This is a genomic window from Nostoc sp., from assembly GCF_036917515.1.
Taxonomy (GTDB): domain Bacteria; phylum Cyanobacteriota; class Cyanobacteriia; order Cyanobacteriales; family Nostocaceae; genus Nostoc.
The window spans coordinates 23047-40400 of record NZ_JBALDE010000183.1 but is presented as its reverse complement, the minus strand read 5'-3'; the positions used below and the strand labels follow the sequence as shown (position 1 = coordinate 40400).

The window sequence follows — 17354 nt, the reverse complement described above, 5'->3', positions numbered from 1 at the left end:
TACAAATGCTCTGAATGCGGTAACTAAAAAAGACATTATTGGATGGTTCACCCACTGCTGTTACTATATTGCACCCAACTGAGAACCGCTATAAAACGAAAACCGACCAGAGCTAATATCAAAATAGCCAAAGCGATCGCCCTTTCCCCAATATTCTGCCCAACTGTACCGCTTATTCAGGGGTAGACCAGCCCCCTCAAAATAGCCTTGCCAGCAGTTAGTGTCGCTGTAAATTGGCAATTCCAATCGCTCTTTTCCCTGCAAGCGTGCCCGCACGTTAGAGTACAGTCCATCGGCACCGATGAAGATATCTCCTTCTGCAAGCGTGCCGTTCTGGAAGACTACTCGCACCGTGTCTTTGCTTTCCTCAAAGGTCTTGAAAGCACATCCCGTTTTTACCGTTCCTTCTGGCAGCGCCTCATAGAGAATTTGTTACAATTCGGGTCGCAGCAAACAGACACCCAGGTTATCGGCTTGCACGAATTTGGGCGAGTTGAGGTAAAGCAGTTCTTTGCTGCTAAAGAACCCACCCTCTCGGATGTTGCTCCCTTGCCGATAGAGGCGATCATAAAGTTGCCCATCCTAGAGCAGTTAATAGACCCGCATAGCATTCTGCTGAAGAAAAATACCGCCCGGTCCTGACAGCATTTCAGGCAACGATCACTTTTCATAGACTTTTACTGGAATGCCCATATCAACACAGGCACACGCCAGCGTCAATCCTCCAATTCCACCACCTATGATGATTACTTGCATCAGTTTCTCCTTTCGATGATGCATGATTCACCAGGCCTATCGTCTGTTCTTAGGTCTCATAAGCTGATGGTCGATTCTCAGACCGCCACCGAATTTCCGCTGGGGTATTCGGCAAGGGCGGTTTGAAGCCATTCACTATCCATTGTTCGAACGGCGTATCATCCACGTTCAACTCCCAACGCAGTCCACGACCGGCAACATAGGGGTTCAACAGGCGAGTGCAGCCTTTGAGGAACTTCTGCTGGGTCTCGGCATCCTTGATCGCTCGGGCGATGTGATCGATCGTGACCCGCACGAAATCATCGCACGGCTCGCCGCCGATGTAGAAGGACGTCTTGGGCAACGCGTGGAAGAAGACGTTCACGTAGAAGCGCGGCAGCATGAAGCTCTCGTACATGTCGGTGACGTGCTGTGCGATCGCCTGTTTGTCCTCGTCAGAGAACGCTTTTTCGGGGTGGTAGATTTGCCAGAGGGGCATGGTTTTCTCCTGATGGTTTGAGGTTTGGGGGGTGTACGGTCAGGCTGATGCGTGCTTGTAACGTTCAGCGGGAAGGCCGCTCTGTGTCACAGCCTTGGCAAGGCCGCTACACGCGCCCTCGAATTGCTGCCACGCTGCGGTGTCGTGAAGTGTCGGAAAGCATACGGTTTCCCCCTGATCGAGCGCGGTGAGCGCGGTATCAACCAGGGTTTCAGGAGTCATGAAAAGCTGGTCGGAAAATGGCGCGGGCTTGTTGCCGAAGAACTCCGAACGAACGGCGCCGGGCAGGACGACCTGCACCATCACGTTGCTATCGGCCAGTTCGGCCTGCAGCGAATGGGTGAAATTGAGGACATAGGCCTTCGACCCACTGTAGCCGCCTGCGCCGGGGATGGGCATCAGCGCGATGATCGACCCGATATTGATGATCGTGCCGTGCTTGGCCGCAGCAAAGCGCCGGGCCGCCGCCACTGACAGATGCGTGAGCGCCAGCACATTAACCTTGACCATGCTGTCCAGGGTCGCAGGATCGATCTTGGCAACAAGACCAAGCGCACCGAGTCCGGCGCAGTTAGCAATCAGCTCAAGGTCGGCGGTGTTTTCAACGATCGCCCCGACCTTCGCAAGATCGGCCTCGTTCGCAAGGTCGGCCGAGACCACCTCGGCCTTGCAACCATACTGGGTGCGCAGGTTCTCTGCGAGGCTTTCGAGACGGTCGCGGCGGCGCGCGACCAATACCAGGTCGTGGCCGCGCCCCGCTAGACGCTCGGCATAGACAGCGCCGATTCCCGACGACGCTCCGGTGACAATGGCTGATCCTTTGGATGCTTTCATGGCAAGCTCCTAATTTGAACTGATTGTTTTTACTTGCGGCTAACCCCCTAGTTTTTGAGACTAGTTTCTAGCCAACGGGTCGCACCGGAAAGAGCATTGGCAAGTGAGGATAGTTGTGAAAGTCTCCCTCAACAACTTCTGCTCCCATCTGTTCCAAGAGTGAACTCCGCTTGTCCTTGCGGTGAACCATAGCTTTTACAGGGAAGCTCTGGAGCCGCAAGATTTCTACAATGCGAGCACCAGTACCACTATGCCGTCCAGTAGCGCCTATGACGAGAATTGTTTGTGCTTACATACTTGCTTCACCAATACTAGATTTTAACTTGCAATCTAAAAGTTAAATTGAGTATACTTTATCTAACTGGTAAATTGCAAGTCAAATTTGAGTAGCTTAAAATTCTTATGCAAATCAGACGCTCATCTTGCCCGATTGCTTGTACTCTGGACGTGATTGGAGATCGCTGGACACTGCTCGTGCTCCGCGACATGCTGTTCTTTAGCAAACAGAAGTTTGAAGAGTTCTTACAATCCCCCGAAAAAATCTCAACCAGCGTTCTATCGGAGCGATTGAACCGCTTAGAACAACTCGGTTTGATTGAGAAGCAGCCTTACAGCTGCCATCGCCGACGGATGCAATACACTCTAACCGAGCGCGGCCGCGATCTTGAACCTGTGCTGAAAGCACTTGCAAAATGGGGGTTGAAGAATATTTCTGGAACGCAAACTCCGAATAGCTCAAATAACTCACCCAATCAAGTGGAAGGAAAGTCTTGCTGAACTACCGCTCATACGTAGGAGGGAGCGTAATAAATTATTATACTTTATACTACATTAAATTACAACTTTCACAAGTGACCAATTTATTGAGAATTAAACGTTTCGACTTCTTAATTTTTCTTCGTTCATTCTCATTAAACTTCAGTTTTTCAACGGTATACTACAAAATAGCAACAATGGCTCATACCATTTCTTTATGAAGCTGCGCCAGATTAACGTGAGTTCAACGGTTACGAAAATGCAAAAAGCTTGCTAAATATGAATTTGCTCAACTAGGTGGGCAACAGCAGGCGATCGCGACAATTGATTGAGAATCGGTAAAAAAGTGACAAAAAATGCCGAGATCAAAAATATCTAAGAAAAATAAATCAGATTTAGGTTGTTCTAGGATAACTGCGGGTGTGAAGTTGCATTATTCGCCAGAAATTTGGACAAATACTGTTCTTTTTCGCGGGCCATCCAACTCAAAAAACAACACAGATTGCCAGGTTCCCAAAGCTAATTTACCATCCACAATGGGAATTATCTCACTCGTGGTCAGCATCATTGCCATCAAATGAGAATGAGCATTAATCGGCTCATCTTCTGGAACATCTCTTAAATGCAAATCATTATGCAAATAGCTATCTGACTCTGGTGCTAATTTTTGCAAGAACACTTTTATATCTTCTAATAATCTGACTTCATTTTCGTTGATAGCTAATGCTGTTGTCGTATGTCGAGAAAATACTAAAGCTTGTCCATTTTTAATTGGTGTTGAGGCAATAAAATCTTGAATTTGTGGAGTAATATTATGAATATTAATTTTTGGCTCAGTTTCAATTTCAATTAACTTATTAATAATTGACATCTGTTGAATTTTCTATTTAGGATTACAGACGAGGTACGCTAACATAGCTTAACGCCTTTTTAAAGGAGGCAGGAATTGAATGGCTCTTAACTCCTGACTATAGTTTCCAAACCTTGTACTAATCTCTCTATACCTTCTTTTACCGTCTCTTTTTGCAGCGCTCCATAGGCAACACGTAGATAGCATCCGTCATCCATGCCAAAGGTTGTACCTGGAATAACTGCTACTTTATGTTCCTGAATCAATCTTTTGACTAACTCAAAAGCATCTATTTGGGTATGAACTTTGAGGAAAAAATAGAAAGCGCCATTGGCAGGAATAATGCTACATAAGCTCTGTAGACGGTTAAGGGAGTCTAATACTAGTTGGCGTACTTGAGCAATAGCTCCTATATTACTCTTCAAATACTCATCTTTTGCCTGCAATGCCCCTAAAGCTGCATATTGAGAAATGACTGGCGGACAAATCAAAATTGTATCCTGGACTTTTTTAACAGGGACAAGTAAGTGTTTGGGAATCACCATGTAGCCAATGCGCCAACTAGCAAAACCGTATGCTTTGGAAAGGCTATAGAGAGAAATAGTGTACTCGCTACTATTACCAAATGCAGCAGGTGAAATGTGTTTTATCCCGTTATAAGTAAAGTATTCATAAGCTTCATCACTAATATGATAAATACTGCGAGCGCTACAAATTTGATTTACTTGGCGCAATGCGGCTTTAGAATAGACAACTCCAGTCGGATTATTTGGGGAAATTGTCACCACAGCCCGTGTTTTAGGAGTAATTGCTTGAGCGATCGCATCTGGGCGCAGTTGGTAATTTTCATCTGTCGCTACTAATACCGGACGACAACCAGCCATTGCGATCGCCATTTCGTGATTGAAATAGTAGGGCGTATTCAGAATAATTTCGTCGCCTGGGTTAGTGATAGCAAGAATGGCATTCATAAATCCCATATTGCTCCCTGCTGTCACGACAATGCAGTTTTCCTCGTTGATTTCAATCTCGTTGAAGGCTTGCAATTTTCCTGCAAGTGCTGTCAGTAAAGGGGGAATTCCCTCAACTGATTTGTATAAATTATTTGTAGCTTCGGCTAAGAATTTGGCTAAAAATTCTATGGCTTCATGTGGTGGGTTGTAAGAAACAACACCTTGCCCTAGAGAGATAGTTCCAGGAGAGTTCTTAATCAGTTCCCCAACCACAGGAATAATTGGCGACTGTACCGCCTGCATACGAGAGGTTAGGGATTCCATATTTTCTTGCCTATGTACCTGGCTTTAGTATCCCTTAATAGGGGAACAACTAACTAGTACAGTACGGCGGAAATAAACCACCCATTCCAAATTAACGTGAGTTCGACGGAACTAAAAAATGGCAGGAGGTAGTGCAGGTAAATCTTTTGGGTAAATGTCAATCGAGGGTTTTTTAGGCAAGTAGGTATAAGCAGCTAAACCAGCCATCAAATTAACTAAAAAGTTAAATGGGCTACGATGACGAGAGTGCTCGATTTGACATATATTTTTCAGATGGTCATTGACGGATTCAATTACAGCACGTTTGCGTAACAGAATCTTATCAATCAGTTTTACCAAACGATTTTTCATCTTCTTCTTAGATTTTGTAACTAACTGCAACCCTCGCTCATATAACTCCTCAAATAGTTTTTGACCAGATTATCCTCTATCACCAAATAATTTACCAATTAAGTCTTTAGTCATTTCTGGGACTGGTTTTCGGTCATCCACATTCGCTGGGGTTAGTGAAAATGCTCAAGGTTCCGCAATCATTAATAATCAAATGCAGTTTAAATCCAAAGTGCCACCCAACAGAATTTTTGCCCCATTTCACTAGCCCTTTAAATACAAGAGTGAGAATGCGCCCGACAGTTGTGACAAACATTAATTGGGGTGGAATCGATAAAGCTAATCCCAGTAATTTATCCTGTACGTATATGTAAAAAGCAACATAACAGCATTAAACACCAGGGCATCAGTTCCACAAACCGAGTGTAGCTGACCAGATTTGGAAATGCTTCACGCCAACTTGTCAGCACATGCATGGTATAAAATTCCTTGAAAGTCTTATATCCACTGCCATGAAATGCGATGACTATTGTCATCACTTCTGATAGATGCATTCGGGAAGTGCTGCGCCTTTCTCCTGTTGTCGATGGCAATTGTGGTACTTTCTGCCAGAGATTTTCCCATTGGTTACAGAAATCATCTATGTCGCAGAAAATTTGCGTGATGTCGAGGCGAGATATCATGGTAGACATAGCCGAGACCCTGATTTTTGTTAGATATTATTAGTCTCGGCATTTTTTTGTGACTTTTTTGCTGATTCTCAATCAATTGTAGCGATCACACTTCGCTTACCCTGTTAAGCAAATTCATATCTAGCAAGCTTTTTTGGCTTTTATACCCGTCGAACTCACGTTAGATTAGAGTAACGTTTACTGGCTAACTTCTCAATCCCTCAAGCCAAAATCAAAGTCTCAACATCATCCAACACATTCGGTAGAGGCGACCTATCAATCAGATATTTGCCGAACACGCACCCGGTGGAGCATAACTCATACATTTTTTGGTGTCATACTTACAACATTGCCAACCAACCTAACCGTTTCACCAGCGACTACAATCCCATCCCCATCATGACAGCCGTATAGCACTCGTTGCTGGTGGTTGGCATATTCCTGCATACGGGCATAGTCCTCTGGTGTATCCTGCACATGCGGTACAAAGGCAAAGTCTACTAGACCTAATCCCTGGTAGGTAGTAAGCGGTACATACGGCGCATCACCACACAGCCGCGCCGAGGCTATCTCCGACGTCATTATAATTGCCCCAGCCGAAATGCCAATTAACACGCCTTGATGGAGAGCATAGTGCTGAAGCCGCTCCATTAAACCGCGTTGCTGGAGCCAGTATAAGAAGTAATAGGTATTACCGCCAGATAAATGAATCGCATCACAGGCAAACAATTGATCGAGAAGATCAATTGTTTGCCACATCGAGTTCAACATAGAACGCGAGTTCGAGATCATACTGTTGATAGTACTGTTGTTTTACCGTAAAATACTGACGTTTTGGATCGCTTGACGAGGAAATATAGCCAATGCGTGCAGTGATCGTGCCTAATAGTTGAAGCAGATACCAATCCACCTGCTGATTTGCTGCGATAACTTGATCGCTATAAAGCACCAATTGTCGCATAAGGCGATGGCTGAAACAATAATTTGATTATAGGTTCGCTCAACAGCAGCATATCTGCTCGTGTTGCTCACGCCTATTTTGGGCAAATAACAGTACTATTGACACTTGATTCCCCTCAGCAACTTCAGGGCGGAGTGTACACTGTACCATATCAAATTTAAGACCGGCCCCACGTTAGACTAGCTGGGTGCACTCATGCTCTGGGTACCAATCAACCAGTAAGTGACTTCCAAAAAATAAAATAATTATTGTAGAAAGTAGGAGTCAGCGCTACCAACGGCAGCACTGACTCCCTGTTTTGTAGTAAATTCAACTATCTATGGTTGAAGTCTTTAGTCAATCGAAATCTGCTGAGGGCCAGTGGCTTTGCCGTTATGTGCATCCGTTATAGTACTGCTGGTGTAACTATTTGAGCGAGTCTGTTTATCTAGCCAGCTTTTAACCGGATCATCTGCAAGATTAAGCCGAAGCACACCAGAGAAAAACCCACCTACAAATGACACTGGATGCTGAGTAAATTCTCTGAATATAGGTGACAATTCATCAATGAACATAAAAAGACTCCTGGCACTGCCGTAAAAAATTATTACTTCTTAATTGATCGTAACGTGTTAAAGGATTGGGCATTGGGCATGGAGAAGAGACAAGCTAGACGAAGAAGAGGAGGGAGACAAGGGAGAGATTTGTTCAATAATTCCCCCTTGTCCCCCTTGTCCCCTTTGTCCTCTGCTCCCCTGTTCCTCTGCTCCTCTGCTCTCTCATCCCCAATCCCCCGTCATTTCGCCTTATGAGTTTGGTTGCTGATCGGGAAACATACACTTATCAGAATCACAACCACTAGGACCAGCCTCTGTCATTTCGCCTAAATCGTAGTGGCTTAGTACTGCACAGAAATCATCTGTTTTGCGCCGCGCTTTCACCTCTTGAGTTAAGCGATCGTAGGTTGATTTATTTATTGGTTCAAATGGCAAACGTGGGAATGATTGCAAATCGTCAAAACGTGCTAAAAGAGCTGCTGAAATATATCCTTCATCATTCTGGATGGTTTCGTAAATGCGTTCTCCCAAAGTCTCGATTTCATCAGAGCGAAGTTCCAAAGTTGCTGATGTGTTGTGAGTCACGTACCAACGTTGAACCTGGAGGACAAAATCAAATTGGGCTAAGACTGAAAATTTAGAAACATCAATTTCATCAGCCCCTGGTAAATCAGCCCAAGTCACAGAAACAGGGATTTCTACTAGCCATTCACTCACCCTTTGATCAAAGGGATCGTTAAGCAAATTGCCCTGTTCATCTTTGTCTGATTGAGAGGGAATGACGTTGTAACCATAGTCAATACAAGCTAAGGCTACTGGGTCATTTTTGCCAAAAGTGATTCGACGAATGAATCTTTGGGCTTTGGGAGGATGCCACCCTGAACTAGCATTAGTTAATAAAGCTTTAGTGCCACTGGGTTGGACTGTGGTGCAACGATTTGGACGCTTGAGATTGTGGCGATCGCAATAATCCCAAACCACCCGATGTACAATATCTCTCCAAGAACTAAGGTATTTCTCTTCCTCATGCTTGAAAGCTAATCCTTGTGGAGTTGCAGGTCTTCCTGCTTCCCACCAGCGCAGCCAATCAACACCAAAAGCATGGACAAAGAAATCAAATAAACCTGTAAAAGAAACTCCCACAATCGGGTCTAATTCACGGCTATATTGATAGCGTGGTTCCAAGAATTTGTGATTTAAAAGTACTGCTACAGATAGCGCCCCAGCAGTGAAAGCCTCCTCTTGTTCTTTGTAGTTATGTGGGTCGATTTGATTGAGGTGAACCTCAGACAAATTGCAGTGGAAGTTACTACCGATGATTTCCTTTCTTTGTTACCCTAGAGGCTTTTTATCCCCTAGTTCTACTGCTTGATTATTTGCAGTAGCTCCGCGTACATTTTGCAGATGTGACACTTCCTTTGGGTAAGTCAAAGTTCAAATTGGCTTTTGACTTTTGACTTTTGACTTGTTACATCTGCCCCCGCACTCTTGGAGAGATTATATTCTAGATACCAATTTTCGATGTAATCTAGTTTCACTCTCTACGCTGTACGGTGTCAAAGGCTTTTTACTTCCTTTGATTACCACGGGATTAGCATCTCAGCTTTCCCCGTTTTTGCGAGGTTTTTAACGTGAGGCAAAATCAATTACCACACGGATTTAAACCATAACGAGCTAAACGATGTTCTAACTCATTAGCATCCAGATTTGAATAACGTTCTTTTAACCATTGTTTTGCTGTTCCTTGTTCATAGGCTTGCAAAAAATTAACTTTCATAGCCTGTGTTGGCAGCAAATCAATGTTTGATCGCGCTACGGCTTCACCAGCCCACTGAATCGCTCCCTCGCCACTATGATATTGTTTGCGGACAGCACCGATACATTCTTCTAAAGTCGGCTTGCGGTGAAAAACTCTGGTATGATTTGCCATACGTAATGCATCACGCTCTGGATCGATTCGCCAGTTGCCATTTTCATCTTGCTGCCATAAGTTATCTTTGGCATCGGCGAACAAACTATCTTCGCTAGAACCTTGCCTCATGCCAGCCGATCGCCGAATATTACCGGCAACAATTGTGACAGCAGCTTGATCGATTAATAGACAGCATTCAACTGAATTTAATTGTCGTCCTACAGCTTTATTCAAAATAGATGCACAACACTGATAAAGTCCGGGCAATTTTACAGGATTTGCAACTCCTCCAAAGCCGTTAAGAGTTTCTCCTGATTTGCGGACATCGCTGATATCAACTAATACTTCAACTTCTGCTGAAAATTGTTCATTAGTAGAGAGTTCTAATAGGGCTTGATATGATTCAACCCAACCTTCACGGCTATCTCCAACGTGAATAATGACGTTATTGCCTTCTATACGAGTTTCAGTATATTCACGCCGCTGTTGGACAGGAGTGCTGCCAATTTCGCCTTGGACAGTGACATTCAGTTGATTGCGAATAAGGGGCAACTGGTTAATAAATTGTGGTTCTAAGACGGCTCCAGTACCACAGCCCATCATTGCTAAATCCATCATTAAGCCGAAGGCATTCCAGTCTTCGAGATTGGTAGAGGTGCAATTATAAGCCCCGGAAAAGTTCTTTGGCTTGGTTATCCAGTCTGTACCACCAACCCAGAGCCAGCGCCCACTGGGCATAGCTTTCAAGTTGCGCTGCATCTTATCCAGTATCACAGCTTCTTCTGGAGTTAGCTTTCCCAACTCGACTAAGCCGAGTAGAGTGCGATCGCATACCTCATCCCATGTTTCCCTTAGTCCCGCCTTTGTCCGGCGGCTATAGGTTCTAAAAAATACGGGATTGGCAGCCGGTGCAGTTTCTGGAAACCTTGCACTCTGGCGTGTTCTTTCGAGATTCTGAACCATATATCAAGTGTCTTACGTTCTTCTTGCGTGCGGACAGATTATGACTATACGCCAAGTAGTTTTAGTATTAAAGATTGTCAAATTGTCCACTTTACGCTAGCTCTACCCTGCACTAATTACAACAGAAATTTATGATGTATAATGTCCCTCTCCCTTGGGTAGCAGATAGATACATAGTTTTAATTAGCACAATTTAAATATAAGTAAATTACTATTGCCTTATTTTTAGGCTGATTATCATTACTTAACATTGCCTCAGATACTTAAGACTTTTTATTACTTTCTTTCAACTCAGTAGAGACAATTAAACAATCCCCTTAAACAAGTTGTGGCTACAAGTAAAATCTAAACAATTAATTCCGAACTCTTGGGAACTATAAATTGAGTTACAGGAAATTGATTATGAATGATGAATGGGAACCTCTAAATCCTGATGATGATGTTGTGTATTTTTATCAAGATGCATTTGAAAATTTATCCCGCACTCAAATAGTGTTTCAGTTATTAAAGGAAGTCAAAAAAATTTGGGCAGAACACTTTACATCGTCAGGATCAAGAGTATTTGGAGATGGATTTGAATGTTGTGTTTTAATATCTGGTCAACAATGGCAAACAGGTAAAATTAGAGTATGCCTAGAATTTTGCCCTGATGAAACTGAAATCGAAGATAATCGATTAGACATCAAACAGGAAAACTCTCCCCTTGACGACCTTCGGAAGCAACTCAAGGATGGTAAAAACTAATACCTGAGTTGATCTACACAGATATAATAGAAATTATTTGTGTCTGTGTGCACTGAAAAAAATAAAATGGTATGGACTCCCCTACATGCAAAAATACATCGTACCATCCGATCGCGCCACTTATTTGAGCGCAACCAGCGGCTATTAGTCGCTGTCTCCGGCGGACAAGATTCTTTATGTTTAGTAAAATTACTTTTAGATTTACAATCCAAATGGGGATGGCATTTAGGTATCGCTCACTGCGATCATCGCTGGCGTTCTGACTCCGAAGCTAATGCTTATCACGTCGAAAACTTAGCAAAAACTTGGGGTATATCTTTTTATTTAGAAACAGCGAATAAGCCGATAAATAGTGAAGCGACTGCACGCGATTGGCGCTATCAAGCTTTAAGTGCGATCGCTCAGGTAAATAATTATCAATATATAGTTACAGGACACACCGCCAGCGATCGCGCTGAAACTCTTCTTTATAATTTAATTCGCGGTACTGGTGCTGATGGTTTACAAGCCCTAACTTGGCAACGCCCTCTAACTACAGGCATTATATTAGTGCGTCCACTTTTAGAAATTACTCGAATACAAACAGAGCAATTTTGTCAAGAATTTAAATTACCAATTTGGGAAGATTCCACCAATCAAGATTTGCAATATGCCCGCAACCGCATTCGCCAAAAGTTACTACCATATTTGCGAGATAATTTCAACCCCCAAGTAGAATCAGCCTTAGCCCAAACAGCAGAACTTTTACAAGCCGAAGTGGAATATTTGGAAAAAGTTGCCCAGGAGTTGCGCCAAAAGGCTATGGGCATTGGGCATAGGGGAGGAGGCAGTGCGGTCTTCTCCCAAGGGGAGACGCCAAGGGCGATGGGGTTTCCCCAAGTGGAGCAACTGCCGTCATGGGGCATTGGGCATAGAGAAGATTTCCTTACTCTTGTTTCCTTACAGTTAAATCGTCGGGTATTGCAGAAAGCGCCATTGGCGTTGCAACGTCGGGTGATGCGTCAGGTATTGCAGCAAATACTGAGTGATGCGCCCAGTTTTGAACACATCGAAAAATTAACGGCTTTAATTATAGCGCCCAACCGATCGCAAACAGATCCATTTCCTGGTGGTGCGATCGCTCAAGTAGAAGGCGACTGGATCTGCTTGAAATATCTTCACCCATGAGGAATATGATAAAGAGAACTAGAAAAATGACCCTTAGAGCTGATTCGTAAAGAAAATCTTGAGGGTACTCAACTCATTACTAGGTCTGAGTTTCAGCGAATAAGTGCTTTATTGACTTAAATTCCTGAAACCCTTACTAGACAAGTACTTTACTTGAGTTTACGAATTAGCTCTTACTTTTAATTCAGATAAATACAAGGAATTATTAACAGCTTATCTTCCCAAGCTGATAAAAAGTGAAGCTGAAAATGAGCAAGCTTTAAGGATAGTGGAAGATTTAATGCACCGGGAACGCACCACAGAAGAAGACGAACTTTATCAGTTATTAATTACTTTAATTAAAAAGTTTGAATAAAAATATTATCAGCCAAGCCAGCAAAATAATTCTCTATCTATTTTGCTATTTATTTTAGAATAATCTGAGAAAAGTAGAGATGATTTAGTATCAGTTTTCGGGACAAAAGATTTGGTTGATAATATTTTAAATGGACAAGAGAAGATAAATATAGAACAAGCGCGTAAGCTGGGAGAGTTTTTTAATGTAGACTCTAGTTTATTTATACAGTAATAACTAAGCTCATAATTCGTAATTGGACTTTAGCTAGGCTAAAGCCCAGTACTTGTTAAGAAGCTAGTAATTCTGGCTGAGGCATTAAACTTTGGAGAGTATGACGCAACTGAGCGATCGCTTGGAATTGATAATCACCAGTTTCTTGGAATTGATCCAGAGATTCTCCAATTATTTGCAGCTTTTGCCGTAATCCATCTAGAGAATCCTGAATCGGTTGTAGTGCTTCTTGATAAAGATTCACTCGACCACAGAATTCAGCAGTTGTTCTTCGTAAGGATAGCAAGTTCTCCTCAATCGCTTTCAGTTCTTGGCGCTTTTCATCTAGATTGTGAATTTGATTCTCAATCATTCCCTGATTTAGCTCAACACCAGAACGAATCTGCTCAATTTCACGTTCCAGCTTTTGAATTTCCTGTGAATATTGTTGTCGCTGGGTTTCAATTTGTAACAGAATCGGTTCTAAATTAATTTTGTTGTTGCTTTCTTCTTCATCAGCAACAGTATGTCCTTGGCGTCGCAGCAGTACAGCTTGGTGTTGCTTGAGAAACTTCTGACGCTGTAGCATATTGCGGCGTTGTCCCACCAAACTGGAGTTTAGCATCTGATAGAGGTCTTTTTCATCCGTTAGTTCCAGTTCCAAATTGATGTGGTCATGGTCAGATGCGTGATTTAATTTAGTTTGGAGTTCTTCTATAGCTTCTTGTTTATATTTCAGTTCTTGTTCTTGATCGTGAACAAAGCTAGCGTCGATTTCTAACTTATGCTGCAAGTCTTGCACTATCTTTTGTAGTTCTTCTAAAGGCATTTTATTCAAAGCCTCTACATCAGCTTGCTTACCAAGAACTACATCACTAGATGTTGCAGCTAAAGAATGCATCTGTTGATATAACTCTTCGGCGTTTCGTAACTGCTCTTTGACGAGCCGAGCATACTCTTGCTTGCTGGTAAGGTCTGCTGTATTTATTTGTAATTGGGCTGTTTGCTGAACTAGAGAATTTTGTGCTTGTTGCAATGCATTTTGGCGATCGCTAAAAGTTTGTGATAGGCGCTCAACTTCTTCTTGCTGTTGTGCGATTGCACTTTTATGTTCCTCCAGTTTTTGCCAGTGTGGCGTAAGAGTAGCTTGCTGCTTTTCGACCAATTCAAAGGCTAAATGTAGATGTTCTCTAACTGTTCCTGTAGCAGTAACACGACTAGACAAGCGATCAAGTAACTCACTCATTACTCGACTTTGTTCCTCATCTAAAACCGTCCCTTGTTGAAAATCCGCTTGGCGTTCTTCCAGACGACGCTGCTCACCCCGTAAATGCTCCCAAGCGCCTTCCAACTCTTGGCGGTTGCGCTCAATTTCTCCTTGTAATCGTTCAATTTCCTGGCGAGAGGTGTCAACTTCCTGTTTTTGCTCCTCTAGGTGTTGTACCTCATCTTCCAATTGTTGCAGCTGTTCTAACCGTACCTCCATATCCATTTCACGGCGGTTCAACTCTTGCGCCTGAAACGTTAGTGATTGTTTCCACTGATCGATCTCATCTTCCTTGAGCTTAAATTTCTCCAACTGGCGGGAAAAATTCTGCAAAATGTTGACGAGTGGACGCCCTGCTTCTTGAATCCGTTGCACTTGACGATTTGGATTCAGTTCAACCAATACTAAAGCACCATCATTTAATTTGCTTGCCTCCTCAGCTGCAATCACCTCTTCCGACACAGTACTCCAATTCTGGTCAGTTCGCTGACAAGCTAGCAGTTTCAGTTCGGTTTTGCCACCGCCACTGAGTAAACCACCTTTCTGTTTTTGTATTTCTGCTAAATACAGCACACCGTTAGTCCTTTATTGATGCACTTAAAGTTCATGTTTTGAAATATACCTTAAATAATTCTGTTAACTTGTCTCATTAAACCAGGGTTTAGGAGAACAAGACAGACAAAACTATAGACGCAAGATGTTACGTCTTGATACTTATAGAAGCGATCTGGTCGCGCCTTTATATTTTGTACTGATGACAGTGATAATGACTTCCGTGTTAACACTAGCTTTGTCAAAGTGTATTACGAAAAATGAAGGTTTATAGTTTAATGTATTCCCTAATCACAATCAGAACAAAGTAAAAATCTTTTCAATACTCCATAATCAATACTTAAAGAAGTCATAATTCACAATTTGGAATTCAGCAATACTAAGGAGTACTTTTTAGCTAAATGCAGGGAAATTTAAATGAAATTGATATTTGCAGTATTCTGCAATTGATTGAATTGGGACAGCGAACTGGGCAACTATGGGTGGAAGCTTATAGCTCTTACCAGAACAACAAACTGGGCAAAGATGGAGCAAACATTTATCGCCCTAAACAACAGTCTTGGTTCGTCTTTTTCCTTAATGGTCAAATTATCTATTGCCAAGAAGGCGAGAGTAGTTTATCCAGAATTAGCGATTATTTACGTCATTATCAAGTTAAGATGCGACTCACCGACAAACAAATTGTCTCTCTACCACCAACCGATGCCCCAGAGTATGCCTATCTTTGGGCACTGTTGGAGCGGAATATTATCAACCCAAAAATAGCTGGTAGTATCATCTACGGTTTGGTGCATGAAACTCTCTTTGATCTGCTGAGTTTACGCCAAGGTAACTTCATTTTCCATCAGGGTGCAGCACTTGCCCCGCAATTAAATACTTTCGAGATTGCTCCACTTGTAACAAAAATTACCAAGCAGCTGCAAGAGTGGAAGCAACTCTATCCACACATTCAGTCTCCAGAACAATTGCCAGCGCTATCTGACAAAGTTCAGCTACAATCTTCTTTACCAGAAGCAATCGTGAATAAGCTACAACATTGGGCTGATGGTAAAACATCCTTGCGACAACTAGCTCGCCATCTCAACCGAGACATTTTGACAGTCGCTAAGGCAATATATCCTTATGTACAACAAAGTTGGCTACAACTAGTATATTCAGAGACTAATCAACCAGATACACACACGGATAACTGGGAATTGAAGGGAAAACCGACGGGGCGGATAGTATGTATTGACGATGCGATCGCCATCGGTGAGACTATAAATTCCATCTTACAACCACAAGGTTATGAAGCGATCGCTCTTATTAATCCTTTAGAGGCACTGAGTCTGGTTTTTCAGCTCAAACCGGATTTAATTTTATGCGACATTGCTATGTCGGAATTGGAAGGATACGAGGTTTGCGCCATGCTGCGACATTCAACAGCATTTCGGCTCACGCCGATTATCATGCTTACTGGGAAAGATGGGTTTATGGATCGAGTCAAAGCTAAGATGGTGGGGGCAACAGATTATTTAACAAAACCGTTTACAGACACTGAGTTACTGATGCTCGTAGAGAAATATATCAACAATCAATGAAAATTGGGCATTGGGGATGGGGCATTAATTATTTTTCCCTCATCTCTGGAGTTTATGGGGCATATAAAGAGATCAAAGATTTGTTGATCTACTAAAAGATGAGTAAAAAGATGTTATCACAGAGTCAGTTAACTAAGTGAAACGTCAATCTCCGGGAAAATAGTGAAAACATAAAATTAATTTATACAGTTGATACTTGCGGAGGAATCAGGGAATGTTCCAATTAGGAACGTCTAAATCAGGAGGTAAATAGACACTTATGAGCACAGTTCTGATTGTGGAAGACAGTATAGCGCAAAGGGAGATGATTACAGACCTCCTGAAAGCAACTGGCCTAACAGTTACCCATGCTAGTGATGGATTAGAAGCATTAGAGGCAATTCAAATAGCACCTCCAGATTTAGTGGTATTGGATATTGTCATGCCCCGAATGAACGGCTACGAAGTATGTCGGCGGTTAAAATCCGATCCAAAAACCCAAAATGTCCCAGTGGTTATGTGTTCTTCTAAAGGTGAAGAATTTGATCGCTATTGGGGCATGAAGCAGGGTGCAGACGCTTACATAGCCAAACCGTTTCAACCAACCGAGTTGGTAGGAACAGTCAAACAACTGCTGCGAGGATAAGGATAAAAACAACATGGTCAGCAAACCGGACTTTTTAAGTGGCAGCGGTCAAGACCACTTTCGACCAGAATTACAAGTAGAAAGTCCTGAAGGTGAGTTACATTTGAGGTTTTACATTCCCTCGCATCAGGAGTTTGCGCTACAAGCAACTGGCATCCGAGAGGTAATAGAACTAAGTCCTGATAGAATCACCCCAATTCCTAATGCTTCTCCTTTACTTTTGGGTACTCTAAATTTACGAGGTCGAGTTATTTGGGTGGCTGATTTGGGTCAATTTCTGGGGGAAGCAGGTGCGTTAAACACGGATAGGGCTGAAATTTCGGTGATTGCTATTGAAGAGCAAGACACAATAGTCGGTTTAGCAGTAGAGGAAATTGGTGGCATGGACTGGTTAGATGTCCAGAATCTTATGCCACCAACTAGTGTTCCAGATACGATGGCTCCCTTTTTACGTGGAGAGTGGTCATTAGGTGCTAAAACTAACCAGTGTCTACGACTGCTCGATCAAATGGCAATTGTACGAAGTGCTAGGTGGGCAGGATGAAATT

General features: G+C 42.8%; 18 protein-coding genes and 2 pseudogenes. 7 read left to right on the top strand and 13 right to left on the bottom strand.

All coding sequences use genetic code 11. The features are described from left to right. Positions 1 to 63: 63 nt before the first annotated feature. Complete coding sequence (locus V7K89_RS24520; RefSeq protein ID WP_335191790.1) at positions 64 to 351, bottom strand: hypothetical protein; 288 nt, start codon at positions 349 to 351, stop codon at positions 64 to 66. A gap of 78 nt (positions 352 to 429) precedes the next feature. Here V7K89_RS24520 and V7K89_RS24515 point away from each other — a divergent pair, with 78 nt between their 5' ends. Further along, positions 430 to 642 carry a hypothetical protein gene (locus V7K89_RS24515; RefSeq protein WP_335191788.1) on the top strand — a complete coding sequence of 71 codons (213 nt, stop codon included), beginning with the start codon at positions 430 to 432 and terminating at the stop codon, positions 640 to 642. A gap of 18 nt (positions 643 to 660) precedes the next feature. Here the strand turns inward: V7K89_RS24515 and V7K89_RS24510 are convergent, their stop codons facing one another. The 4 genes from V7K89_RS24510 to V7K89_RS24495 form a co-directional block, all read right to left on the bottom strand. Then, on the bottom strand, positions 661 to 780 hold the full coding sequence (locus V7K89_RS24510; RefSeq protein WP_335191786.1) for an NAD(P)-binding protein: 120 nt from the start codon (positions 778 to 780) through the stop codon (positions 661 to 663). A gap of 25 nt (positions 781 to 805) precedes the next feature. Beyond that, positions 806 to 1234, bottom strand: coding sequence for a tautomerase family protein (locus tag V7K89_RS24505; protein ID WP_335191784.1), 429 nt, complete (start codon positions 1232 to 1234; stop codon positions 806 to 808). A gap of 39 nt (positions 1235 to 1273) precedes the next feature. Beyond that, entirely contained in the window at positions 1274 to 2068 is a 795-nt protein-coding gene (locus V7K89_RS24500) for an SDR family NAD(P)-dependent oxidoreductase (RefSeq protein WP_335191782.1), read from the bottom strand. Between the two features lie 67 nt (positions 2069 to 2135). Beyond that, positions 2136 to 2348, bottom strand: coding sequence for an NmrA family NAD(P)-binding protein (locus tag V7K89_RS24495; protein WP_442941755.1), 213 nt, complete (start codon positions 2346 to 2348; stop codon positions 2136 to 2138). Positions 2349 to 2470: 122 nt separating this feature from the next. Between V7K89_RS24495 and V7K89_RS24490 the strand changes: the two genes are divergently transcribed. Continuing rightward, positions 2471 to 2845, top strand: coding sequence for a winged helix-turn-helix transcriptional regulator (locus V7K89_RS24490; protein ID WP_335191780.1), 375 nt, complete (start codon positions 2471 to 2473; stop codon positions 2843 to 2845). A gap of 412 nt (positions 2846 to 3257) precedes the next feature. Here the strand turns inward: V7K89_RS24490 and V7K89_RS24485 are convergent, their stop codons facing one another. The 7 genes and pseudogenes from V7K89_RS24485 to nrdJ all read right to left on the bottom strand — a co-directional run bounded on the left by V7K89_RS24485 (position 3258) and on the right by nrdJ (position 10324). Further along, complete coding sequence (locus V7K89_RS24485; RefSeq protein WP_335191778.1) at positions 3258 to 3695, bottom strand: secondary thiamine-phosphate synthase enzyme YjbQ; 438 nt, start codon at positions 3693 to 3695, stop codon at positions 3258 to 3260. An 86-nt stretch (positions 3696 to 3781) separates the two neighbouring features. Next, positions 3782 to 4951 (bottom strand): pyridoxal phosphate-dependent aminotransferase, encoded by a 1170-nt coding sequence (locus V7K89_RS24480; RefSeq protein ID WP_335191776.1) that lies wholly within the window; start codon positions 4949 to 4951, stop codon positions 3782 to 3784. A 111-nt stretch (positions 4952 to 5062) separates the two neighbouring features. Beyond that, positions 5063 to 5973, bottom strand: a pseudogene (locus tag V7K89_RS36050) (IS982 family transposase). 297 nt (positions 5974 to 6270) lie between these two features. Beyond that, the gene (locus V7K89_RS24455) at positions 6271 to 6723 is read right to left on the bottom strand and encodes a Type 1 glutamine amidotransferase-like domain-containing protein (RefSeq protein WP_335191772.1); all 453 of its coding nucleotides are present in this window, start codon (positions 6721 to 6723) and stop codon (positions 6271 to 6273) included. Next, positions 6695 to 6913: a hypothetical protein gene (locus V7K89_RS24450; RefSeq protein WP_335191770.1), complete on the bottom strand. Its 219-nt coding sequence runs from the start codon at positions 6911 to 6913 to the stop codon at positions 6695 to 6697. The genes V7K89_RS24455 and V7K89_RS24450 overlap by 29 nt, the downstream gene beginning before the upstream one ends. Positions 6914 to 7245: 332 nt before the next feature. Next, complete coding sequence (locus V7K89_RS24445) at positions 7246 to 7467, bottom strand: hypothetical protein (RefSeq protein ID WP_335191768.1); 222 nt, start codon at positions 7465 to 7467, stop codon at positions 7246 to 7248. Between the two features lie 231 nt (positions 7468 to 7698). Then, positions 7699 to 10324 (bottom strand): annotated as a pseudogene (nrdJ, locus tag V7K89_RS36045) (ribonucleoside-triphosphate reductase, adenosylcobalamin-dependent). Positions 10325 to 10726: 402 nt separating this feature from the next. Here nrdJ and V7K89_RS24430 point away from each other — a divergent pair. After that, entirely contained in the window at positions 10727 to 11068 is a 342-nt protein-coding gene (locus tag V7K89_RS24430) for a KGK domain-containing protein (RefSeq protein WP_335191766.1), read from the top strand. A 66-nt stretch (positions 11069 to 11134) separates the two neighbouring features. Further along, positions 11135 to 12235, top strand: coding sequence for a tRNA lysidine(34) synthetase TilS (gene tilS, locus V7K89_RS24425; protein WP_335191763.1), 1101 nt, complete (start codon positions 11135 to 11137; stop codon positions 12233 to 12235). A 623-nt stretch (positions 12236 to 12858) separates the two neighbouring features. On the opposite strand, the gene hmpF is transcribed toward tilS, so the two are convergent. Then, complete coding sequence (gene hmpF, locus V7K89_RS24420) at positions 12859 to 14622, bottom strand: pilus motility taxis protein HmpF (protein WP_335191761.1); 1764 nt, start codon at positions 14620 to 14622, stop codon at positions 12859 to 12861. Between the two features lie 380 nt (positions 14623 to 15002). Between hmpF and V7K89_RS24415 the strand changes: the two genes are divergently transcribed. The 3 genes from V7K89_RS24415 (at position 15003) to V7K89_RS24405 (ending at position 17350) form a co-directional block, all read left to right on the top strand. After that, on the top strand, positions 15003 to 16181 hold the full coding sequence (locus V7K89_RS24415) for a response regulator (RefSeq protein ID WP_335191759.1): 1179 nt from the start codon (positions 15003 to 15005) through the stop codon (positions 16179 to 16181). Positions 16182 to 16440: 259 nt separating this feature from the next. Beyond that, positions 16441 to 16806: a response regulator transcription factor gene (locus tag V7K89_RS24410; RefSeq protein WP_069073698.1), complete on the top strand. Its 366-nt coding sequence runs from the start codon at positions 16441 to 16443 to the stop codon at positions 16804 to 16806. Between the two features lie 13 nt (positions 16807 to 16819). After that, a complete protein-coding gene (locus V7K89_RS24405; protein WP_335191757.1) occupies positions 16820 to 17350 on the top strand; it encodes a chemotaxis protein CheW in 531 nt (176 codons plus the stop codon). Positions 17351 to 17354 lie beyond the last annotated feature (4 nt).